At 66.0% G+C, this 21,471-nt stretch carries 19 protein-coding genes; 17 read left to right on the top strand and 2 right to left on the bottom strand.

All coding sequences use genetic code 11. The features are described 5' to 3' along the window. The first annotated feature begins 44 nt into the window (after positions 1-44). The 5 genes from M9799_RS05695 to M9799_RS05675 all read left to right on the top strand — a co-directional run bounded on the left by M9799_RS05695 (position 45) and on the right by M9799_RS05675 (position 6,338). Positions 45-686 carry a c-type cytochrome gene (locus M9799_RS05695; protein ID WP_231043408.1) on the top strand — a complete coding sequence of 214 codons (642 nt, stop codon included), beginning with the start codon at positions 45-47 and terminating at the stop codon, positions 684-686. Positions 687-799: 113 nt separating this feature from the next. Further along, entirely contained in the window at positions 800-2,965 is a 2,166-nt protein-coding gene (locus M9799_RS05690) for a cytochrome c biogenesis protein ResB (protein WP_231043409.1), read from the top strand. Then, positions 2,962-4,308, top strand: a complete 1,347-nt coding sequence (gene ccsB, locus M9799_RS05685; RefSeq protein WP_231043410.1) for a c-type cytochrome biogenesis protein CcsB — start codon at positions 2,962-2,964, stop codon at positions 4,306-4,308. Before M9799_RS05690 ends, ccsB begins: the two co-directional genes overlap by 4 nt. 393 nt (positions 4,309-4,701) lie before the next feature. After that, entirely contained in the window at positions 4,702-5,697 is a 996-nt protein-coding gene (msrP, locus tag M9799_RS05680) for a protein-methionine-sulfoxide reductase catalytic subunit MsrP (RefSeq protein WP_231043411.1), read from the top strand. 11 nt (positions 5,698-5,708) lie between these two features. Next, the gene (locus M9799_RS05675; protein WP_231043610.1) at positions 5,709-6,338 is read left to right on the top strand and encodes a protein-methionine-sulfoxide reductase heme-binding subunit MsrQ; all 630 of its coding nucleotides are present in this window, start codon (positions 5,709-5,711) and stop codon (positions 6,336-6,338) included. Positions 6,339-6,359: 21 nt separating this feature from the next. Here the strand turns inward: M9799_RS05675 and lptM are convergent, their stop codons facing one another. Beyond that, positions 6,360-6,563: an LPS translocon maturation chaperone LptM gene (gene lptM / locus M9799_RS05670; protein ID WP_231043412.1), complete on the bottom strand. Its 204-nt coding sequence runs from the start codon at positions 6,561-6,563 to the stop codon at positions 6,360-6,362. Positions 6,564-6,575: 12 nt separating this feature from the next. Here lptM and cyaY point away from each other — a divergent pair, with 12 nt between their 5' ends. Further along, positions 6,576-6,911, top strand: a complete 336-nt coding sequence (gene cyaY / locus M9799_RS05665) for an iron donor protein CyaY (protein WP_231043413.1) — start codon at positions 6,576-6,578, stop codon at positions 6,909-6,911. A gap of 182 nt (positions 6,912-7,093) precedes the next feature. On the opposite strand, the gene M9799_RS05660 is transcribed toward cyaY, so the two are convergent. Continuing rightward, entirely contained in the window at positions 7,094-9,499 is a 2,406-nt protein-coding gene (locus tag M9799_RS05660) for a penicillin-binding protein 1A (RefSeq protein ID WP_231043414.1), read from the bottom strand. Positions 9,500-9,774: 275 nt separating this feature from the next. Here M9799_RS05660 and M9799_RS05655 point away from each other — a divergent pair, with 275 nt between their 5' ends. The 11 genes from M9799_RS05655 (at position 9,775) to M9799_RS05605 (ending at position 21,297) form a co-directional block, all read left to right on the top strand. Continuing rightward, positions 9,775-10,854 carry a pilus assembly protein PilM gene (locus M9799_RS05655; protein ID WP_231043415.1) on the top strand — a complete coding sequence of 360 codons (1,080 nt, stop codon included), beginning with the start codon at positions 9,775-9,777 and terminating at the stop codon, positions 10,852-10,854. Continuing rightward, complete coding sequence (locus tag M9799_RS05650; protein ID WP_231043416.1) at positions 10,851-11,477, top strand: PilN domain-containing protein; 627 nt, start codon at positions 10,851-10,853, stop codon at positions 11,475-11,477. Before M9799_RS05655 ends, M9799_RS05650 begins: the two co-directional genes overlap by 4 nt. A gap of 6 nt (positions 11,478-11,483) precedes the next feature. Further along, on the top strand, positions 11,484-12,158 hold the full coding sequence (locus tag M9799_RS05645; RefSeq protein ID WP_231043611.1) for a type IV pilus inner membrane component PilO: 675 nt from the start codon (positions 11,484-11,486) through the stop codon (positions 12,156-12,158). Then, on the top strand, positions 12,155-12,703 hold the full coding sequence (locus tag M9799_RS05640; RefSeq protein WP_231043417.1) for a pilus assembly protein PilP: 549 nt from the start codon (positions 12,155-12,157) through the stop codon (positions 12,701-12,703). Before M9799_RS05645 ends, M9799_RS05640 begins: the two co-directional genes overlap by 4 nt. After that, positions 12,700-14,838, top strand: a complete 2,139-nt coding sequence (locus M9799_RS05635; RefSeq protein ID WP_231043418.1) for a type IV pilus secretin PilQ — start codon at positions 12,700-12,702, stop codon at positions 14,836-14,838. Before M9799_RS05640 ends, M9799_RS05635 begins: the two co-directional genes overlap by 4 nt. A gap of 21 nt (positions 14,839-14,859) precedes the next feature. Further along, on the top strand, positions 14,860-16,413 hold the full coding sequence (locus M9799_RS05630) for an Ig-like domain-containing protein (RefSeq protein ID WP_231043419.1): 1,554 nt from the start codon (positions 14,860-14,862) through the stop codon (positions 16,411-16,413). A gap of 104 nt (positions 16,414-16,517) precedes the next feature. Further along, positions 16,518-17,075: a shikimate kinase gene (locus M9799_RS05625; protein ID WP_231043420.1), complete on the top strand. Its 558-nt coding sequence runs from the start codon at positions 16,518-16,520 to the stop codon at positions 17,073-17,075. 113 nt (positions 17,076-17,188) lie between these two features. Beyond that, positions 17,189-18,307 carry a 3-dehydroquinate synthase gene (gene aroB, locus M9799_RS05620; RefSeq protein WP_231043421.1) on the top strand — a complete coding sequence of 373 codons (1,119 nt, stop codon included), beginning with the start codon at positions 17,189-17,191 and terminating at the stop codon, positions 18,305-18,307. A gap of 150 nt (positions 18,308-18,457) precedes the next feature. Beyond that, positions 18,458-19,651 carry a deoxyguanosinetriphosphate triphosphohydrolase gene (locus tag M9799_RS05615; RefSeq protein WP_422688970.1) on the top strand — a complete coding sequence of 398 codons (1,194 nt, stop codon included), beginning with the start codon at positions 18,458-18,460 and terminating at the stop codon, positions 19,649-19,651. 141 nt (positions 19,652-19,792) lie between these two features. Beyond that, complete coding sequence (locus tag M9799_RS05610) at positions 19,793-20,410, top strand: DUF1415 domain-containing protein (protein WP_231043422.1); 618 nt, start codon at positions 19,793-19,795, stop codon at positions 20,408-20,410. After that, entirely contained in the window at positions 20,410-21,297 is an 888-nt protein-coding gene (locus M9799_RS05605; RefSeq protein WP_231043423.1) for a class I SAM-dependent methyltransferase, read from the top strand. The genes M9799_RS05610 and M9799_RS05605 overlap by 1 nt, the downstream gene beginning before the upstream one ends. Positions 21,298-21,471: the final 174 nt, after the last annotated feature.

Below are 21,471 nucleotides of genomic sequence, written 5' to 3'. Positions count from 1 at the left end.
TGTAGAATTGTGCGGTTCAGTGCACCTAACAACAGGCCCTCGATATGAAGTTGCTTGCCTCTATGCTGATGGCTGCCTTCCTGGCAGCACCCGCCCTCCCGGCCTTTGCGGCAGGCGAGACAACCGCGGCGCCGCAGGCGAATGCCAAGCTTGATTTGGCAAAAGGTGGGGCAGGGTTTTCCGCAGTGTGCGCAGCATGCCACGGAGCAGATGGCAATTCAACCATTGTGGCTAATCCCTCCCTGGCGCAGCAGCATCCCGAGTATCTGGTCAAGCAGCTCAAGGAATTCAAGAGCGGCGTGCGCAAGGACCCGGTGATGCAGGGCTTCGCCTCCATGCTCTCCGATCAGGATATGAGGAACATCTCCGGCTGGCTCGCCACGCAGAAGGCCAAGGGCGGCTTTGCCAAGGACAAGGAACTGGTGGTGCTGGGCGAGCGCATCTTCCGCGGCGGCCTGCAAGACCGCAACATCGCGGCCTGCGCCAGCTGCCACAGCCCCAACGGCGCCGGCCTGCCGGTGCAGTATCCGCGCCTGGCCGGCCAGCATGCCGACTACACTAGCAAGCAGCTGATGGAGTTCCGCGACGGCAAGCGTGGCAACAGCCTGCCGATGACCCAGGTGGCGGCCAAGCTCAACGACCGCGAGATCAGGGCGGTGGCTGACTACATCGCCGGCCTGCGTTGATCCACTGATTCGTTGTTGCCTGCGGCGCAGGGAACCAAACGCCGGCAACCAACCCCAATCCGGGCGGGTCCATCCTGTGATGGCCCCGCCTTTTTGCTTCCGCGCCATTTTCCATGCCAGATACCTCGCGCCGCGCGCCTTCCTCCCATCGATCCCGCACCTGGCGCGCGGGCGTCGAGCTGCTGTCGTCCATGCGCTTCGCCATCGCGCTGCTCACCGTCATCTGCATTGCCTCGGTGATCGGCACGGTGCTCAAGCAGCACGAGCCCGCGGTCAATTACGTGAACCAGTTCGGGCCGTTCTGGGCCCAACTGTTCCTGGCGCTCAAGCTCAACGCGGTCTACAGCGCCTGGTGGTTCCTGCTGATCCTGGCCTTTCTCGTCGCCAGCACCAGCCTGTGCGTGGCGCGCCATGCGCCCAAGTACCTGGCCGACCTGCGCAGCTACAAGGAGCACATCCGCGAGAAAAGCCTGGAGGCCTTCCGCCACCGTGCCGAGGCCGAAGTGCGCGGCAACCCGCAGGACGCCGCCCAGCGCCTGGGCAGGCTGCTGGCGACGGGAGGCTGGAAAGTGCGGCTGCAGCAGCGCGGCAGCGGCTGGATGGTGGCGGCGAAGGCCGGCGCGGCGCACAAGCTGGGTTACATCGCGGCGCACAGCGCCATCGTGCTGATCTGCCTGGGCGGGCTGTTCGACGGCGACCTGATCGTGCGCGCGCAGATGCTGTTTGGCGACAAGACGCCCTACACCGGCGGCGGCCGCGTGGCCGACGTCGCGGCCGAGCACCGCCTGTCCGAGCGCAACCCGACCTTCCGCGGCAACCTCATGGTCGCCGAGGGCACGCAGTCGAGCACCGCCATCCTGAACCAATCGGATGGCGTGCTGCTGCAGGAGCTGCCCTTTGCCATCGAGCTGAAGAAATTCATCGTCGAGTACTACTCCACCGGCATGCCCAAGCTGTTTGCCAGCGAGGTCATCATCCACGACAGGCACACCGGCGAGCAGACCGCCGAGCGCATCGAGGTCAACCATCCGGCGCACTACAAGGGCGTGGAGATCTACCAGTCGAGCTTCGACGACGGTGGTTCCTCGGTGAAGATGCGCGCCGTGCCGCTCGATGGCACGGCCACGCCCTTCAATGTCGAGGGCACGATCGGCGGCACCAGCGAGTTCACGCGCGCCGGCGCCGGGCGGGGCGACCCGCAGGAGACGCTGACGCTCGAATACACGGCGCTGCGCACCATCAACGTCGAGAACTTCGGCGCCTCCAGGGGGGCGGATGCCGGCTCGGCCACCGACGTGCGCAAGGTCGACCTGAAGGCGGCTATCGACGCGCGCCTGGGCGCGGGCCACAAGACCACGACCGAGAAGGAGCTGCGCAACATCGGCCCGAGCATCGGCTACAAGCTGCGCGATGCCTCGGGCCAGGCGCGCGAATACCAGAACTACATGCTGCCCGTGGACACCGGCGACGGCAACCCGGTGTTCCTGCTGGGCGTGCGCGAGAACCAGGCCGATGCCTTTCGCTACCTGCGCGTGCCGGCCGACATGGAAGGCACGATGGACACCTTCGTGCGCCTGCGCGCGGCGCTGGCCGATCCGGCGCTGCGCGAGCAGGGTGCGCGCCGCTATGTGGCGCAGGCGGTCGATGCCGCGCGCCCCGACCTGCGCGAGCCGCTGATGCAGTCGGCGCTGCGTGCGCTGCAGATCTATGCCGGCACGACGGACGATGCGGGTGAGAGGATCGGCGGCCTGCAGGCCATCGCGCGCTTCATGGAACTCAACGTGCCCGAAGCCGAGCGCACGCGCGCCAGCGAGGTGCTGGTGCGCATCCTCAACGGCGCGCTGTTCGAGATGGCGCAGGCGCTGCGCGAGCAGGCCGGCCTGCCGCCCATGGCCAACGATGCCCAGACGCTGGCGTTCATGACGCAGACGGTGTTCTCGCTCAGCGATGCGCAGTTCTATCCCGCGCCCATGGCCTTCATGCTCGACGACTTCACCCATGTGCAGGCAAGTGTTTTCCAGGTCACGCGCGGCCCCGGCAAGAACGTAGTCTATCTGGGCTGCCTGTTCCTGATCCTCGGGATCTTTGCCATGCTCTACGTGCGCGACCGGCGCCTGTGGATCTGGCTGACGCCGGCCAGCGAAGGCCGCAGCCATGCGCGCATGGCGCTTTCGACCAACCGCCAGACCATGGAAGGCGACAAGGACTTTGCCGTGCTGACCGAAAAACTCATTGGGGCCCAGCCGATCGCGCGCCGCCCTGGAGCTGCTGCCAAATGAATACCGCCACCAACGATTCCTCCGAGACCATCACCCTGCACTCGGGGTATTTCTCGCGCCGCAACGGGTATGACTGGCTGTTTGCCGCGATCGTGCTGGCGGGCGGGCTGTTTGCGCTGCAGCGCTATGCGGCTTACATGGATGTCTACGAGAAGGCCATCCTGGTGGGCACGATCCCGTCGCTGATCTGGCTCGGCTGGTTCTGGCGCCCGCTGCGCACGCTGCTGCTGGCGGTCGCGGGCTGCTCGCTGCTGGCGCTGTTTCTATACCAGGCCGATGGGGCAGGGAATCTTGAGCGGGCCGACAGCGTGTTCTGGCTCAAATATTTCCTGTCGAGCCAGTCGGCCATTCTCTGGATGAGCATGCTGTTCTTCATGAGCACCATCTTCTACTGGATCGGCATGTTCTCGAAGGGCGAGGGCCAGGCCCTGTCGCTGCTGGGCTCGCGCATCGCCTGGGTGGCGATCGCGATGGCACTGATCGGCACCATGGTGCGCTGGTACGAAAGCTACCTGCTGGGCCCGGACATCGGCCACATCCCGGTCAGCAACCTCTATGAAGTGTTCGTGATGTTCTGCTGGATGACGGCGGCCTTCTATCTCTATTACGAGCAGAACTACGACACCCGCGCGCTGGGCGCCTTCGTCATGCTGGTGGTGAGCGCGGCCGTCGGATTCCTGCTGTGGTACACGCTGGTGCGCGAGGCGCACGAGATCCAGCCGCTGGTGCCGGCGCTCAAGAGCTGGTGGATGAAGCTGCATGTGCCGGCCAACTTCATCGGCTACGGCACCTTCGCGCTGGCGGCCATGGTGGCCTTTGCCTATCTGATCAAGCAGCAGGCCGGCGAGACCCGCTGGTGGAAGCTCGCGCCGCTGTGGCTGCTGGGCATCGTGCTGTGCTTCGAGCCCATCGTCTTCCGCCAGGGCGCGGCAGAGGGCGGCAGCAGCTACTGGACGGTCTACTTCGGCATCTCGGCGCTGATCGTGGCCGGCATCCTGCTGGCACGCAAACATATCGCCGCGCGCCTGCCGTCCTTCGAGATCCTCGACGACGTCATGTACAAGTCGATTGCCGTGGGCTTTGCCTTCTTCACCATCGCCACCGTGCTCGGCGCGCTCTGGGCCGCCGAGGCCTGGGGCGGCTACTGGAGCTGGGACCCGAAGGAGACCTGGGCGCTGATCGTCTGGCTCAATTACGCCGCCTGGCTGCACATGCGCCTGGTCAAGGGCCTGCGCGGGACGATTTCCGCCTGGTGGGCGCTGGCCGGGCTGGGGGTGACGACCTTTGCGTTCCTGGGGGTGAACATGTTCCTCAGCGGGCTGCACAGCTATGGCGAGCTGTGATCCTGATGGGATGGCACTGCGTGTCAGCCATGACAAAAACCGTTTGTCCTGAGCCTGGCGAAGGATGAAGGGCGATTTCTCGAGGACAGGCCCTTCATGGTTCGACAGGCTCACCACGAACGGTTTTCGACAGGCTCAACACGAACGGTTTTGCAGGGGCATTGCCCCGAATTCTTTCCGTTCGTCCTGAGCCTGTCGAAGGATGACGGTCCTGCGCTCAAGTGTTGAGGCCAGCCTTCCATGCTTCGACCAGGCTGCCAAGGCAAGCACACCACGAGCAGTTTTTCCTACAACACGCGCCTGTTTTTGTTTCCAAGCAGGTTGAACCATCCACCGGCACAATGCATCTGACAGGTCGGGCCAAGCGCTGCGCGGCCATATCAAGGAGCTGCAATGCTGATACGTACCGGTGACAACGGCTTTGTCCACCCCCAGGCCAGCGAGATCACGCCGCAGGCCGTCTACGAGGAGCGCCGCCAGTGGCTGCGCACCGTGGCTGCAGGCGCGGCCGGGGCGACGCTGGCGGGATGGGCGGCACGCGATGCGCGCGCGGCCATGGAGCGCCCGGGCAAGCTGGCGGCGCTGCCGGGTGCGCCCAGCCAGGTGGCAGGGGCCAACACCATGGAGGCGCCCACGGCCTACAAGGATGCGACGCAGTACAACAACTACTACGAGTTCGGCCTCGACAAGGCCGACCCCGCGCGCAACGCGCACACGCTCAAGACCACGCCCTGGAGCGTCAAGGTCGAGGGCCTGGTGGCCAAGCCCAGGACCTTTGGCCTGGAAGAGCTGCTCAAGCTCAGTGCGCAGGAAGAACGCATCTACCGCCTGCGCTGCGTCGAGGGCTGGTCGATGGTCATTCCCTGGGTCGGCTATTCGCTGGCGCAGCTGCTGCGCGAGGTGCAGCCGCTGGGCAGTGCCAAGTACGTGGAGTTCGTGACGCTGGCCGATCCAAAGGTGATGCCGGGCCTGCGCAGCCGGGTGCTGGACTGGCCCTATACCGAGGCGCTGCGGCTCGACGAGGCCATGCACCCGCTGACGCTGCTGTCCTTCGGCATGTATGGCGAAGTGCTGCCCGCGCAGAACGGCGCGCCGGTACGGCTGGTCGTGCCCTGGAAGTACGGGTTCAAGAGCGCCAAGAGCCTCGTCGCCATCCGCCTGACCGACAAGCAGCCGGGCACGGCGTGGAACAAGGCCGCGCGCAACGAGTACGGCTTCTATTCCAATGTCAATCCCGAGGTGCCGCATCCGCGCTGGAGCCAGGCCACCGAGCGGCGCATCGGCGAGGGCGGGCTGTTTGCCAAGAAGCGCCCTACGCTGCTGTTCAATGGCTATGGCGAGCAGGTGGCGCAGATGTACGCCGGCATGGATCTGAAGCAGCAGTTTTGAACGCTCCGCAGATGCGCGCCGCGGCACCGCGCTGGAAAGCCGCCTTCATGCACCCGGCCGCCAAGCCGCTGGTGTTCGCACTGTGCCTGCTGCCCTTTGCGCAGCTGCTGTACGGCGCGGTGTTCGACACGCTGGGCGCCAACCCGGCCGAGGCCCTGCTGCGCGCCACCGGCGACTGGACGCTGCGCTTCCTCTGCGTGGCGCTGGCGGTGACGCCGGCGCGCGTGCTGCTGGGCCTGCCGGCGCTGGCGCGCTTTCGGCGCATGCTGGGGCTGTTTGTGTATTTCTATGCCGTCACGCACCTGCTGTGCTATGCGCTGTTCGACCAGGGGATGGACCTGGCCGAGATCTGGCGCGACACGCTGGAACGGCCCTTCATCCTGGTCGGCATGCTGGCCTTCGTGCTGCTGACGGCACTGGCAGCCACTTCACCGCAGCGCATGCTGCGGCTGCTGGGCGGGCGCCGCTGGCAGTGGCTGCATCGCAGCATCTACGCCGTGGCGGGGCTCGCGCTGCTGCACTTCTTCTGGATGCGCGCGGGCAAGAACGACTTTGCCGAAGTCGCGGTCTACGCCGCGGTCATCGCGCTGCTGCTGGGCTGGCGCCTGCAGCGCTGGCTGCGCAAGCGCCGGGCCGCTTAGTACCTCGCCTGGCGCCGCGCCTCAGCGCGGAGGAAGCTGCGGCGCCGGCGGGGACGCGTCATCGTTCAGGAGCTGCGGGGTCAGCGTCTGGGGCAGCGTGGCGCGCTGCGCCGCCTCGGGCGCGGTGGGCAGGTACAGCGGGCCGCGCTGGCCGCAGGCCACGAGTGACGCCGCACTCAGCGCAAGGGCAAAAGACCTGACTAGAATTTGGGAAGCTCTCAACATAAGCAAATTGTAATGAACGACCTTGAATTCCTGGATTGCGCTGAAAAGCTGCTGCTGGCGGTGGAGCAGGGCTGCGACCGCATCAACGACGACACCGATGCCGACCTGGATGCCCAGCGCGTGGGTGGCATGGTCACGCTGTCGTTCCCGAACCGCAGCCAGATTGTCATCAATCTGCAAAAGCCTTTGCATGAAGTATGGCTGGCGGCCAAGGCCGGCGGCTTCCATTTCCGTTATGACGCCGGGCAGGGCTGCTGGATCGATACCAAGGGCGAAGGCGAATTCTTTGCCTGCCTGAGCCGCTATGCGTCGGAGCAATCGGGCCTGCCGCTGACCTTCAGCGCCTGAGCCAGCTGCGCCGGCCCAATGAAAAAGCCCCTTGCGAGGGGCTTTTTCCATGGCGCCTAGCCGGCCGCGCCTAGCCGGCCGCGCCTAGCCGGCCGCACCTAGCCGGCCGCGCCTAGCCGGCCGCGCCTAGCCGGCCGCACCTAGCCGGCCGCGCCTAGCCGGCCGCACCTGGCCGGCCACCATCAATTCCTGAACAGGTCCATGATTCGGCTGCGCTCCTCGGAGGGAGGCGGGGGAGTGTCTTCGGTCGATGCCTCGTAACCACCGCCGCCGCCGCCATAGCCGCCGCCATCGGACATGCCCAGGCTGGGAGCGCGCGCGAATTCCTCGTAGAACCATTCGCCGCCGATGTTGACCACGCCGGGCGGCACGGGCAGCTCGGCCACGGGCACGCCCTTGAGCGCGTGCTGCATGAAGTCGATCCAGATCGGCAGGCTCAGGCCACCGCCGGTCTCGCGCGAGCCCAGGTTGCGCGGCGTGTCGTAGCCGATCCAGGTGACGGCGGCCAGCGTCGGCTGGAAGCCGCCGAACCAGGCATCGACCGAGTCGTTGGTGGTGCCGGTCTTGCCGTACAGGTCGGGGCGCTTGAGCGTGGCCTGGGCGCGCGCCGCGGTGCCCACACGGGCCACGTCCTGCAGCATGCTGTTCATGATGAACGCGTTGCGCGGCGGAATGGCCTCGGGCAGCTGCTCCAGCGGCGTGGGCCGGAACTCGGACAGCACGCGGTTCTTGTGGTCGGTGATGCGTGTGATCAGCCAGGGGTTGACGCGCCGCCCGCCATTGGCGAACACCGAATAGGCCGAGGCCATCTGCATCGGCGTGACCGAGCCTGCGCCCAGCGCCATCGTCAGGTAGGCCGGGTGCTTGTCGGCTTCGAAGCCGAAATGCGTGACCCACTCCTGGCCGTATTGCGGGCCGATGGCCTGCAGCAGGCGGATCGAGATCATGTTCTTCGACTTGTTCAGGCCGGTGCGCATGCTCATCGGGCCGTCATAGCGCGAGTCGTAGTTCTTCGGCTCCCAGGGCTGGCCGCCGGTGGTGCCGGCGCTGAAGAAGATCGGCGCGTCGTTGATCATCGTCGCCGGGCCGAAACCCTTTTCCAGCGCCGCCGAGTAGATGAAGGGCTTGAAGCTCGAGCCCGGCTGGCGCCAGGCCTGCGTCACGTGGTTGAACTTGTTCTTGCCGAAATCGAAGCCGCCGACCAGCGCGCGGATCGCGCCGGAGCGCGGATCGAGCGCCACGAACGCGCCCTCGACCTCGGGCAGCTGGGTGATCTCCCAGGTGTTCTTCGGCGTCTTGACCACGCGGATCACGGCGCCGGCGCGCAGCCGGGTGTTGGGCGGCGCCTTGTCGCTCAGGCCGGACTGGGCGGGCTTGAGGCCGTCGCCGGTGATCTCGAACTTCTCGCCGTCGGCGCGCGTGGCGACGATCTTGCGCGGCGAGGCATCGAGCACCACGGCGGACATCACGTTGCCGTTGTCGGGGTGGTTGGCCAGTACGTCGTCGATGGCGTTCTCGCGTTCCTCCGGATCCTGGGGCAGGGTGATGAAGCGTTCCGGGCCGCGGTAGTGCTGGCGGCGCTCGTAGTCCATGATGCCCTTGCGCAGCGCGGTATAGGCTGCTTCCTGTTCGCCAGCATTGAGAGTGGTGTAGACGTTGATGCCGCGCGTATAGGCTTCGGCGCCGTACTGCGCATAGATCAGCTGGCGCGCCATTTCCGCCACGTATTCCGCGTGCACGCGGGTGTTGTTGCTGCCGGTGTTGAGCTTGAGTTCTTCCTGCTTCGCCTGCGCGGCTTGGGCGGCCGTGATGAAGCCGTTCTCCTCCATGCGCTCGATGATGTAGAGCTGGCGGATGCGCGCGCGCTTGGGGTTGCTGATCGGGTTGTAGGCCGATGGCGCCTTGGGCAGGCCGGCGAGCATCGCGGCCTCGGCAATGGAGATGTCCTTGAGCGGCTTGCCGTAATAGGCTTCGGACGCGGCGGCGAAACCATAGGAGCGGTTGCCCAGGAAGATCTGGTTCATGTAGATCTCGAGGATCTGGTTCTTGGTCAGCAGGTGCTCGAGCTTGAAGGTCAGCAGCACTTCGTAGATCTTGCGCGTGAAGGTCTTCTCGGACGAGAGATACACGTTGCGTGCGACCTGCATGGTGATCGTGGAGGCACCCTGGGTCTTGCCGCCTGCGCCCAGGTTGGCCAGCACCGCGCGCGCGATGCCCTTGTAGTCGACGCCGCCGTGCTCGAAGAAGCGCGTGTCCTCGATGGCCAGCACCGCATCCGTCATCACCTTGGGGATTTCCTGGATCGGGGTCAGGGTGCGGCGTTCCTCGCCGAATTCGCCCAGCAGCGCGCCTTCGGCCGAATACACGCGCAGCGGCAGCTTGGGACGGTAGTCCGCGAGTTCCGAGACATCCGGCAAATTGGGATACGCCATGGCCAGCGCCACCGCCACCGTCAGCAGCACGCCCGCGGCAATGGCCACCGCCAAGCCGACCAGTCCCAGCAGGAGCTTGGTCAGCCAGTGTGCAGTGGAGCGGGGCGATGCCGAGCGAGGCGAGGGGGATTTGTCGGTTTTTTCAGGAGTCGGCATGGCGCATGCATGAGGGAAAGAACCGGCATTATAAAAATCACCCGTGGCGGGCGTTCCAGGGACCAAGAATGCCACGCGAAGGGATGTCCGGGCCGGGGCCGGCGTGCGCCAAGTGTCGGCGAAGTCCGCATTCCTTCGCCGGCAAACGTCTTATTTAGGCCACGTAATGCGGATACAGTTGCTACAACGAAGTTGGTTTCCCCAAGGTCTTGCTGATAGCATCAAAGAGAAACGAGGGACCTTGTTGCATTTATTTACAGGCTCTGGAGGGCGCGTTGATCACTGTAGGTTCCCTTTTCAGTCGCCAGCCTGCTTCGTTGCTGGGCATTGACATCAGTTCCTCGAGCATCAAGTTGGTGGAGCTCGGCCGTGAAGCTTCCGGCACGCTGGTGCTCGAACGCTGCTGCATCGAGCCATTGGAGCGGGGCTGGATTGCAGACGGCAACATCGAGAAATTCGACGAGGTGGCCGAGGCCCTGCGCCGCCTGGTGAAGAAAAGCGGCACGCGCAGCAAGAACGTGGCGATGGCCTTGCCGTCCTCGGCCGTCATCACCAAGAGGATTTCCCTGCCTGGCGAGATGAGTGAACAGGAGCTCGAGGTCCAGGTCGAGTCAGAGGCCAACCAGTACATCCCCTTTTCGCTCGATGAAGTGAGCCTGGACTTCTGCGTGATCGGCCCGACGGCCAACGCGCCCGGCGACGTGGACGTGCTGATCGCCGCCTCGCGCCGCGAGAAGGTGCAGGACCGCCAGGGCCTGGCCGAGGCGGCGGGGCTGATCCCGGTCATCGTCGACATCGAATCCCACTGCGCGCGCCTGGCCGCGCGGCGGCTGATCGACAAGCTGCCCGGTCAGGGCCAGGACGCGCTGGTCGCGCTGTTCGAGGTCGGCGCGCTCACCACCAGCATGCAGGTGCTGCGCAACGAGGAGGTGCTGTACGAGCGCGACCAGGCCTTCGGCGGTGCCCAGCTGACGCAGCTGATCGCGCGCCAGTACGGCTTTTCCCAGGAGGAAGCCGAAGCCAAGAAGCGCGCCGCCGAACTGCCCGAGGACTATCCCGCCGTCGTGCTCAAGCCCTTCGTCGAGAGCATGACGCAGGAGGTGGCACGGGCGCTGCAGTTCTTCTTCACCAGCACGCCCTACAACCGGGTCGACCATATCCTGCTGGCCGGCGGCTCGGCGCCGCTGCCCGGGCTGGTCGAGGCCGTCACCCAGCACACCGGCTTCGCCTGCAACCTGGTGAATCCCTTCGACGGCATGCAGATCGGCAGCCAGGTGCGGCTCAAGAAGATGGTGCGCGAGGCACCCTCGTACCTGACCGCCTGCGGCCTGGCCCTGAGAAGGTTCCTGCAGTGATACTGATCAACCTACTTCCCCACCGCGAGGCCGCGCGCCGGCGCCGCAAGCAGCTGTTCCAGACGACGATGGCGCTGTCGTTCATGGCCGGCCTGGTTATTGCCGGGCTGATCTATTCGCTGCTGCAGAACCTGATTGCCGCGCAGCAGGAAAAGAACGGCGTGCTGAAGGCCGAGATCCAGGTGCTGGAAAAGCAGATCCGCGAGATCGCCGGGCTGGAGGGCGAGATCACCGCCCTGCGCGCGCGCCAGAAGGCCGTCGAGGACCTGCAGTCGGACCGCAACCTGCCGGTGCATCTGCTGCACGAGCTCGTGGCCCAGCTGCCCGACGGCGTCTATGTCACCAGCCTGAAGCAGGAAGACCAGATGATCAGCATGCAGGGCATGGCGCAGTCCAACGAGCGGGTCTCGGAGATGCTGCGCAACCTTGCCGAGAACACTCCCTGGTTCTCCAAGCCCGAGCTCACCGAGATCGTCGCCACCACGCTGGCGCTGACCCCGCGCGACCAGCGGCGCGTGGCCTCCTTCAACCTGCGCTTCAGGCTGATGCGCACGAGCGAGCTGCAGCAGGCCGCGGCCGGTGCCCCGGCTCCGGCGGGGGCCCCGGCGGCGGGCGGGAGATAAGCCATGATGCTCAGGAAACCGCGCAACGGCCCCGATTTCGCCCAGCTGCAGGCCGAACTGCGGCGCCAGTTCACCAACCTGCATCCCAACGACCCCTCGCAGTGGCCGATCGTGCCGCGCACGCTGCTGTGCGTGGCCATCGCCGTCGGCGTGGCCGTGCTGCTGTGGTTCGTGCTGCTCAGCGATTACCGCGACGAGCTGGAGAACGAGCAGGCGCAGGAAGTCGCGCTGCGCCAGGACTTCCAGGGCAAGCTGGCCAAGGCCGTGAGCCTGGAGGCGCTCAAGCAGCAGCGCGAGCAGGTGCAGCAGTATGTGATCCAGCTGGAAAAGCAGCTGCCCAGCAAGGCCGAGATGGCGGCGCTGCTGTCCGACATCAACCAGGCCGGGCTGGGGCGCAGCCTGCAGTTCGAGCTGTTCCGCCCGGGCCAGATGGTGGTGCGCGATTACTATGCCGAGCTGCCGATCGCGCTCAAGGTGACGGGCGCCTACCATGACATCGGCGCCTTCGCCTCGGACATCGCCCACCTGTCGCGCATCGTGACGCTCAACAACATCGCCATCGCGCCCGTGGGCAAGGACGGCAACGGCACGCTGGCCATGGATGCCACCGCGCGCACCTTCCGCTATCTCGATGGCGAAGAGATCGAGGCGCAAAAGCGCGCGGCCGCCGGAAAGAAATGATGCATCAACGACCACTGATCCTGGCGCTGGGGCTGTGCACGGTGCTGCTGGGCGCCTGTGGCGACACCGGGCAGCAAGAACTGCAGCAGTGGATGGCCGAGCAGCGCGCGCAGGCCCGCCCCCGGGTCACGCCGATCGCTGAGCCCAAGCAATTCCAGCCCCAGACCTACACCGTGGATGGCGGCGTCGATCCCTTCGACCCGGGCAAGCTCACGCAGGCGCTGCGCCGCGACTCCGCGCAGGCGGGCGCCAACACCGGCCTCATCCAGTCCGAACTCAACCGCCGCAAGGAGCCGCTCGAAGCCATGCCGCTCGATGCCATGGCCATGGTGGGCAGCCTGCAGAAACAGGGCCAGCCCACGGCGCTGATCAAGGTCGATCAGTTGCTCTACCAGGTGCGGGTCGGCAATTACCTCGGCCAGAATTACGGAAAAGTGCTGCGCATCACGGAAAACTCGGTCCAGCTGCGTGAAATCATCCAGGACGTGACGGGGGAGTGGATAGAGCGCAATACCGAGCTGACGCTGCAGGAGACACAGAAATGACGAAACACCATCGCGCCATATGGGCGCAGTGCCGGTACGCCGCGGCTTCGGCAGCGCTGCTGCTGTCGGCCGGCGCCTTTGCCCAGGGCGCGATCCAATCGGTCACGGGCTCCCTTCAGGACGGCAGCGAGGTGCTGCGCATCGAGCTGTCGCAGCCGCTGGCGGCCCCGCCCGCGGGCTTTGCCATCCAGTCGCCGGCGCGCATCGCGCTGGACTTCCCGGACACGCAGAACGCTTCCGGCCAGGCGCAGTTCGAGCTCAACCAGGGCAACCTGCGCTCGGTCAGCGTGGTGGAAGCCGGCGGGCGCTCGCGCGTCGTGCTGAACCTCAAGGCCGCGACCTCCTACCAGACCGATGTGCAGGGCAACAGCCTGTTCGTGATCCTGGCGCCGGTGCCTTCGGCGGCGACCGCGCAGGCCGTGGCCGAGCCGCGGGTGTCCGTCGGCCGCAGCGTGGCCAGCGACGTGCAGCCGATCCGCGACGTCGATTTCCGCCGCGGCGCCGACAGCGCCGGGCGCGTCGTGGTCGGGCTGGGCAACAACCAGGTGTCGGTGGACCTGCGCCAGGAGGGCAAGGTGCTGATCGCCGATTTCATGCGCTCCTCGCTGCCCGAGGGCCTGCGCCGCAGGCTGGACGTGACCGATTTCGGCACGCCGGTGCAGACCATCACCACCACCGAGGCCGGCGGGCGCGTGCGCATGCGCATCGAGCCCACGGGCGACTGGGAGCACAGCGCCTACCAGAGCGACAACCAGTTCGTCATCGAGGTGCGCCAGAAGAAGGTTGATCCGACCCGGCTGAGCCAGGGTCCGGGCTTCACCGGCGAGAAGCTGTCGCTGAATTTCCAGAGCATCGAGGTGCGCTCGCTGCTGCAGGTCATTGCCGACTTCACCAATTTCAACATCGTCACCTCGGACACCGTCACGGGTTCGCTCACGCTGCGCCTGAAGGACGTGCCCTGGGACCAGGCACTGCAGATCATCATGGACGCCAAGGGCCTGGGCATGCGCAAGTCGGGCTCGGTGCTGTGGATCGCGCCCAAGGACGAAATCGACGCGCGCACCAAGAAGGACTACGAAGCGGCGCTGGCCATCGAGAAGCTCGAGCCGCTGCGCACGCAGGGCTTCCAGCTCAATTACGCCAAGGCCACCGACATGATCGCGCAGATCGCGAGCAATTCCGGCGGCGGCAGCGGCTCGACCACGCGCTTCCTGTCCGAGCGGGGATCGGCCATTGCCGAGCCGCGCACCAACCAGCTGTTCGTGACCGATACCGCCACCAAGCTCGAAGAGGTCAAGACGCTGCTGGCGACGCTGGACATTCCCGTGCGCCAGGTGCTGATCGAGGCGCGCATCGTCGAGGCCCGCGACACCTTCGGCCGCTCGCTGGGCGTGAAGCTCGGCGGCGGCGACCTGCGCGCGCAGAACGGCGGCAACGGCGGCTATTCGCTCGGCGGCGGCAACCGCGTGGGCATCGGCACCAATTACGGCAATGCCACGGCCACCGGCGGCGCGGGCGGCACGGTCGACACCTCGGGCACCTTCGTGAACCTGCCGGCCTCGCTGTCCTCGGTGAGCTCCGCAGGCAGCTTCGCGCTGTCGATCTTCAACTCGGCCGCCAACCGCTTCCTGACGCTGGAGCTGTCGGCCATGGAAGCCGACGGCAAGGGCAAGGTGGTCTCCAGCCCGCGGCTGATCACCGCCGACCAGACCAAGGCGCTGATCGAGCAGGGCACGGAGTACCCGTACTCGGTCACCGCGCCCAACGGCGCGACCACCATCGCCTTCAAGAAGGCGGTGCTCAAGCTCGAGGTCACACCGCAGATCACGCCCGAAGGCAACATCATCCTGGACCTCGACGTCAACAAGGACAGCCGTGGCGAGACCACGACCCAGGGCGTGGCCATCGACACCAAGCACATCCAGACCCAGGTGCTGGTCGAGAACGGCGGCACGGTGGTCATTGGCGGCATCTTCGAGATGGAAGAGACCAACAATGAAACCAAGGTGCCGCTGCTCGGCGACGTGCCGGTGGTCGGCAACCTGTTCAAGAGCCGCACGCGCGAGACCTCCAAGCGCGAGATGCTGGTCTTCATCACGCCGAAGATGCTGATGCAGGACCGGGCCGCGCGCTGATTTTTCCATCCAGAGACAAGCATGAAATTCCATAACTATCTGATGGCGCTCGCGATGAGCGCAGCCCTGGCGGCCTGCGGCGGGGGAGGGGGCAGCGCCGGCACGCCGGGGTTCGGCAACGGCACGGGCGGCGGGAGCACGGGAACGGGCACGGGCGGGGGCACCGTCACGCCGGCCAGCTATGTGATGCAGCTGCAGCTGCAGAGCAACGCCGGCGCCGATATCGCGAGCAATTCCTTTGCGGCTTCCGATACCGTGAAGCTGCTGGCCACGCTCAAGACCGCGGCTGGCGCGCCGGCGGCCAATGAGGTCGTGACCTTTGCCGAGGCGGGAGGCAGTTTGCTGCAGTTCACGCCGAGCGCCGCCACGGCACTGACCAATGCCAGCGGGCAGGCGATGATCGAGGTCAATGCCAAGGCGTTGGATTCGCTGGGAGCGACCACTGTGAGCGCCACAGCCACATTGGGCGGCACGGCCTATTCCGCATCTCGTAACTTTGCGGTTTCTGCTGGTGTAACAGAGGTCATTGACCCGCAGACCCTGGCAACCAGCATTGGATTTGTTTCAGCCGTTCCAGCCGATCGGTCCATCGTAATCGCTGGATCAGGTGGAGTTGGCCGTACTGAAACCGCAATCCTGCAATTCCAAGTGTTGAACAGTCAGAACGTTGGCGTTCCCAGCGTGCGGGTGGAATTCACGGCACCGGCCGATGTATTGACACTGGCAAGTGCAACTGGCTATACGGATGCCAATGGGTTTGTCTCGGCAACTGTGTCGTCAAAAAGAATTGCACAGACTGTGGAAGTCACTGCTAAGGTGCCTGGAGCATCACAGCCACTGTCTACGCCCTCCGGTTTAGTAACAGTGACCAATGGCTTGCCCGCAGTGGGAGCCCTTGATCTGTCGGCTTCCCAATATCTGCTCAACAATGATCTCTCAGGCGACTCGAGCACGATCAGTGTGCGGTTGGTGGATGCCAATGGCAACCGGGTTTCTGATGGCTTTGCTGTGGTCGCAGGCGTAGACTACGGCGGCATCGGCACCTCTGGACGCGGTGGTTGCACGCTCGTCGAAGGGCAGTGCTCTGTCGATTACACCGTGCAAAATCCTCGGTCGCCGACAGGCCTGATCAACATACTCGTCAGTGGCCACAGAGGCGATGGCGAGGCTTTTTCCGGCAATATCCGTCTTTATGCCAGCAGTGTGGACAACACCAGCCTGTTCGATGCAGGCTCTACAACACCAAAAACAGATTTTTCTGGTTTGGCGTTTGATCGCACCAACTGCAAGGCGGTTTGGATGGGTGATCTGGGCACTGCGATTGGCATGGGTGCTCCAGCCGGAACAACCATTTCGGTGGAGTCTTTCAGTGGTGTAGTGAGTGCAGCCGTGTCGAATGGGTCACCCTCGCCGGACAGCCGAAATGGCAGCCGCACTTTCGCCAGCGTGACTTTCACGCTGACAGGTGCTACAGCTCCGGGTCAGGCAAATCTGCTGTTTACCCTGAACGCAGATAGCCTTATTCGGCAATATGCAGCAACTCTTTCCTACCCTGCCTGCACGCCGGCCACCTGAAGCCGGGCGCATCGGCCCTGATCGCCCGCACATGCGCTAAGCTCCATGCCGGCAATTTCAGGCATCAACTGACAAATCCGCCTCCGGGCGGATTTTTCCATCCCATGTATACATTGATCGGCCTTCCAGGCAGCGGAAAAACCACCATTGGCAGGCAGCTGGCGCAGCTCTGGGGCATGGGCTTCGTCGATTCCGACCAGGTGATGGAGCAGCGCCTGGGCTGCACCATCGCGGCCTATTTCGCCGAGCATGGCGAGGCGGCGTTCCGCGATGTGGAGCAGCAGGTCATCGACGAGATCACGGCCGCGCCGCAGCCGCTGCTGCTGTCCACCGGCGGCGGTGTGGTGCTGCGCGAGGCCAACCGCCAGCACCTGCATGAGCGCACGACGGTGTTCTACCTGCAGGCCGCGCCCGAGGACATCGCGCGGCGCCTGCGCAACGACGGCACGCGGCCGCTGCTCAAGGGCCAGGACCCGGGGGTGCGCCTGCGCGAGCTGATGCAGCAGCGCCACGCGCTGTACCTGGCCACCGCGCATTACACGATCAAGACCGCGCGGCTGTCGGTGACGCAGGTGGTGCGCAAGCTGGCGATGCAGGCCGAGCTGGGCGAATACGACCTGCCCGCGCCCCATGGCGGCGCGATGGCCACGCCGCCGCGGTAGATGTTGCGCGCCGCGCCCCGCTTGCGGCTACGATAGAAGGCTTGGGCGGAAAGGCCGCCGGCTTTGACCCTGTGCATGCGCCTCGCGCTGCTTTTGAGAACGGACGGAACACAATGGATCTGCGCGCATTGGCAGCTTGCCGGCACCAGGTGGATATCGATTTGGGCGAGCGCTCCTACCCGATCGTGATTGGCAGCGGCCTGCTGTCCGACCCCGCGGTCTTCGCCGGCCTGCCCAAGGCGCGCGCCGCGCTGATCGTGACCAACACCACCGTGGCGCCGCTCTATGCCGCGCAGCTGCAGGCGGCGCTGGCGCCGCATTACGCCCAGGTCCACACCGTGGCGCTGCCCGACGGCGAGGCGCACAAGGATTGGCAGACGCTGAACCAGATCTTCGACACCCTGCTGGGCCAGGGCTGCGACCGCAAGACGGTGCTGTTCGCGCTCGGCGGCGGTGTGGTCGGCGACATGACCGGGTTCGCCGCGGCCTGCTACATGCGCGGCGTGCCCTTCGTGCAGGTGCCGACCACCCTGCTGTCGCAGGTCGACTCCTCGGTGGGCGGCAAGACCGCCATCAACCACCCGCTGGGCAAGAACATGATCGGCGCGTTCTACCAGCCGCAGCTCGTGGTCTGCGACCTCGACACGCTGGCCACGCTGCCGGCGCGCGAGCTGGCGGCGGGCCTGGCCGAGGTCATCAAGTACGGCCCGATCGCCGACATGGAGTTCATGGGCTGGCTCGAGGACAACCTCGATGCGCTGCTCGCCGGGGACCGCGACGCGCTGGCGCATGCCGTCAAGCGCAGCGTGGAGATCAAGGCCTGGGTCGTGAGCCAGGACGAACGCGAGGGCGGCCTGCGCGCCGTGCTCAACTTCGGCCACACCTTCGGCCACGCGATGGAAGCCGGCATGGGCTACGGCGTGTGGCTGCATGGCGAGGGCGTGGCCGCGGGCATGGTCATGGCCGCGCGCCTGTCGCGCCGCCTGGGGCTGGTGGACGAGGAATTCGTGCAGCGCCTGGTGACGCTGATCGCGCGCGCCGGCCTGCCCACGCGCGGCGCGGTCATTGCCAGCCGCGACAACGCCGGCCACTACCTGCAGCACATGCGCGTGGACAAGAAGGCCGAGGGCGGCGAGATCCGCTTCGTGCTGATCGATGGGCCGGGCAAGGCGCTGGTGCGCTCGGCGCCGGATTCGCTGGTGCGCGAGATCATCGATACCTGCTGCCATTAAGGCTCCTGCTTTCAAATGTCGTGCCTTGAAACGCCCTTCGACAGGCTCAGGGCGAACGGAGGAAAAACCGTTCGCCCTGAGCCTGTCGAAGGGTAAACGGCCTGCTAGAAATGAACACCTTGGCCTAAGTACAAGGATGAGCCGATAGTCATGAAGCAAATGAATTTGCCCAAGGATGCAAGCCTCGCCCGCTGGGCCAGCAAACCTGCGGACACGCGCGGCCGCCTGCATGCCGAGGCACCCGCACCCACGCGCTCCGACCACCAGCGCGACCGCGACCGCATCGTGCACTCTTCGGCCTTCCGCCGGCTGGTCTACAAGACCCAGGTGTTCCTGAACCATGAAGGCGACCTGTTCCGCACGCGGCTCACGCATTCGCTGGAGGTCGCGCAGCTCGGCCGCTCGATCGCGCGCTCGCTGCGGCTGAACGAGGATCTGGTCGAGGCCATCTGCCTGGCGCACGACCTGGGCCACACGCCCTTCGGCCACGCGGGCCAGGACGCGCTCAACGAATGCATGCGTGACTGGGGCGGCTTCGAGCACAACCTGCAGAGCCTGCGCGTGGTCGACCGGCTGGAGGAGCGCTACCCCGGCTTCGACGGCCTGAACCTGACTTTCGAGACACGCGAGGGCATTCTCAAGCATTGCTCGCAGGCCAACGCCAGGCGCATCGAGCAGCGCGAGCCCGGCGGCATCGCCCAGCGCTTCCTGCGCGGGGAGCAGCCTTCGCTCGAGGCCCAGCTGTGCAACCTGGCCGACGAGATCGCCTACAACGCCCACGATGTCGACGACGGCGTGCGCTCCGGCCTGATCAGCATGGAGCAACTGCAGGCCGTGCCGCTGTTCGCGCGCTACCACGCGCTGACGCTGGCCCAGCACCCCGGCCTGGCGGCACGGCCGCATGGGGCGCGCCGGCTGCTCTACGACACCATCCGCCGCATGCTCAGCGACCAGGTCTATGACGTGGTGGCGGCCACCGAAACGCGTCTGGCCGAGGTCGATCCCGCCGATGCGCAAGCGGTGCGCACGGCCGGCCCGCTGGTGGGCTTCAGCGCCCAGATGCGCGCCGAGTCCACCGCGCTCAAGCGCTTCCTGTTCCAGAACCTGTACCGCCACCCGCAGGTGGTGCAGACCACCGAGCTGGCGCAGACCGTGGTGCGCGAGCTGTTTGCGATCTACCTAGAGCGGCCCCAGGAAATGAAGCCGCGCTTTGCCGAGCGCGCGCAGGAGGCGGCGGATGCCACGGCGCTGGCGCGCGTGGCCTGCGACTTCGTGGCCGGCATGACCGACCGCTATGCGGCACGCGAGCATGCGCGCCTCACGGGCCGCCAGCTGCTGGCTTGAAGCCCGGCGCCGATTGCCCATGGCGCAGCGCTGGCGCGCCGGGATCGCTACAATCCTGCTCCCCCACCAACGCTTTCGCCTGGCCGCGCCGCCCACCTGTGCGCGCAGCCGGGGCGGGTGCGTGCACGACAAGGCTTTCCAATGACCGAATTCTCCTCCGCGCCCAACCTGCAGGCCTATCCCCCCGAGCTGGTGATCGAAGACACGCAGCGCTGGCTGGAAAAGGCGGTCATCGGGCTGAACCTGTGCCCCTTTGCCAAGGCGGTGCATGTCAAGCAGCAGATCCACTACGCGGTCAGCGAGGCCACCGATGCGCGCGGCGTGGCCGAGCAACTGCAGCAGGAGCTCGAGGACCTGGCCGAGATCTCGCCGGAAAAGCGCGACACCACCTTGCTGATCGTGCCGCACGCGCTGCAGGACTTCCTCGATTTCAACGACTTCCTGGAGCTGGCCGACGAGCTGGTCGAGGCCATGGACCTGGGCGGCATCCTGCAGGTCGCGTCGTTCCATCCGCAGTTCCAGTTCGAGGGCACGGAGGTCGACGACGTGACCAACTGCACCAACCGCTCGCCCTATCCGATCCTGCACCTGCTGCGCGAGGACAGCATCGACAAGGCCGTCGAGGCCTTCCCCGAGGCCGAGGCGATCTACGAGCACAACATGCAGACGCTGGAGAAGCTGGGCATCGAAGGCTGGCTGGACCTGGGCGTGGGCGCGCGCTGCCCGGTCACCGGCCAGGCGGCCAGGGACGCCAAGTAATGGCGCGGCCGGACAAGCAGGGCGCGAAGAAGGCGCCGCAGGACCCGGCGCAGCAGCTCGAGCTGCGGCCCGGCCAGTCGATAGAGCTGCTCAAGGCGCTGCATATCCTCACGCGCGAGGGAAAGATCAACCAGGACTCGCGCCGCAAGCTCAAGCAGGTCTACCACCTCTATCAGTTCATCGAGCCGCTGCTCAAGGAACTGTCCGCCGATGGGCATGCCGTCACGCTGGCGGACCATGGCGCGGGCAAGTCCTATCTGGGCTTCATCCTCTACGACCTGTTCTTCAAGGCACTGGGCCGCGGCGAGATCTACGGCATCGAGACCCGCGCGCCACTGGTCGAGGCTTCGCAGGCGCTGGCCGGGCAGCTGGGTTTCGAGCGCATGCGCTTTCTCAACATGTCGGTGGCCGAATCGACGCGCGTCGAATCCATGCCCGAGCGCTTCGATGTCGTGACCGCGCTGCATGCCTGCGATACGGCGACCGACGATGCGATTGCCTTCGGTCTGGAGAAGAAGGCCCGCGCCATGGTGATCGTGCCGTGCTGCCAGGCCGAGGTCGCCGCCTGCCTGCGCGAGACCAAGGCGCTGAGCCTCACGCGCACGCCGCTGGCCGAGCTCTGGCGCCACCCGATCCATACGCGCGAGATGGGCAGCCAGATCACCAACGTGCTGCGCTGCCTGTTCCTCGAGGCCTCGGGCTATCAGGTCACGGTGACCGAGCTGGTGGGCTGGGAGCACAGCATGAAGAACGAGCTGATCGTGGCGCGCTACACGGGTAACAAGAAGCGCAGTGCGGCCGAGCGGCTGCAACAGTTGCTGCAGGAGTTCGGGTTGGACAAGCTGGCCGAGACGCGGTTCAGGCTGCCGGCGGCCAAGCAGGACTGATTGGAAGCTGGGTCGTTCACCCTTCGACGGGGTGGACGGGCGCAGTTGGTTTCGAGACACCCTTCGACAGGCTCAGGGCGAACGGTTTTGCGTCTTGAGCCCCGAGCCTACTAGGTGAAGATGAGCGAGGTTTAGAATCCGTTCGTCCTGAGCTTGTCGAAGGATGGACGGCCG

Origin of the sequence: Comamonas endophytica (assembly GCF_023634805.2) — a bacterium.
In the GTDB taxonomy this organism is placed as follows: Bacteria; Pseudomonadota; Gammaproteobacteria; order Burkholderiales; family Burkholderiaceae_C; genus Comamonas; species Comamonas endophytica.
This window is presented reverse-complemented; position numbering and strand designations above follow the sequence as displayed.

Coding starts and splice junctions, on each gene's coding strand:
- M9799_RS05695 (WP_231043408.1), top strand. CDS start 45: ATGAAGTTGCTTGCCTCTATGCTGATGGCTGCCTTCCTGGCAGCACCC.
- M9799_RS05690 (WP_231043409.1), top strand. CDS start 800: ATGCCAGATACCTCGCGCCGCGCGCCTTCCTCCCATCGATCCCGCACC.
- ccsB (WP_231043410.1), top strand. CDS start 2,962: ATGAATACCGCCACCAACGATTCCTCCGAGACCATCACCCTGCACTCG.
- msrP (WP_231043411.1), top strand. CDS start 4,702: ATGCTGATACGTACCGGTGACAACGGCTTTGTCCACCCCCAGGCCAGC.
- M9799_RS05675 (WP_231043610.1), top strand. CDS start 5,709: ATGCGCGCCGCGGCACCGCGCTGGAAAGCCGCCTTCATGCACCCGGCC.
- lptM (WP_231043412.1), bottom strand. CDS start 6,563: ATGTTGAGAGCTTCCCAAATTCTAGTCAGGTCTTTTGCCCTTGCGCTG.
- cyaY (WP_231043413.1), top strand. CDS start 6,576: ATGAACGACCTTGAATTCCTGGATTGCGCTGAAAAGCTGCTGCTGGCG.
- M9799_RS05660 (WP_231043414.1), bottom strand. CDS start 9,499: ATGCCGACTCCTGAAAAAACCGACAAATCCCCCTCGCCTCGCTCGGCA.
- M9799_RS05645 (WP_231043611.1), top strand. CDS start 11,484: ATGCTCAGGAAACCGCGCAACGGCCCCGATTTCGCCCAGCTGCAGGCC.
- M9799_RS05640 (WP_231043417.1), top strand. CDS start 12,155: ATGATGCATCAACGACCACTGATCCTGGCGCTGGGGCTGTGCACGGTG.
- M9799_RS05635 (WP_231043418.1), top strand. CDS start 12,700: ATGACGAAACACCATCGCGCCATATGGGCGCAGTGCCGGTACGCCGCG.
- M9799_RS05630 (WP_231043419.1), top strand. CDS start 14,860: ATGAAATTCCATAACTATCTGATGGCGCTCGCGATGAGCGCAGCCCTG.
- M9799_RS05625 (WP_231043420.1), top strand. CDS start 16,518: ATGTATACATTGATCGGCCTTCCAGGCAGCGGAAAAACCACCATTGGC.
- aroB (WP_231043421.1), top strand. CDS start 17,189: ATGGATCTGCGCGCATTGGCAGCTTGCCGGCACCAGGTGGATATCGAT.
- M9799_RS05615 (WP_422688970.1), top strand. CDS start 18,458: ATGAAGCAAATGAATTTGCCCAAGGATGCAAGCCTCGCCCGCTGGGCC.
- M9799_RS05610 (WP_231043422.1), top strand. CDS start 19,793: ATGACCGAATTCTCCTCCGCGCCCAACCTGCAGGCCTATCCCCCCGAG.
- M9799_RS05605 (WP_231043423.1), top strand. CDS start 20,410: ATGGCGCGGCCGGACAAGCAGGGCGCGAAGAAGGCGCCGCAGGACCCG.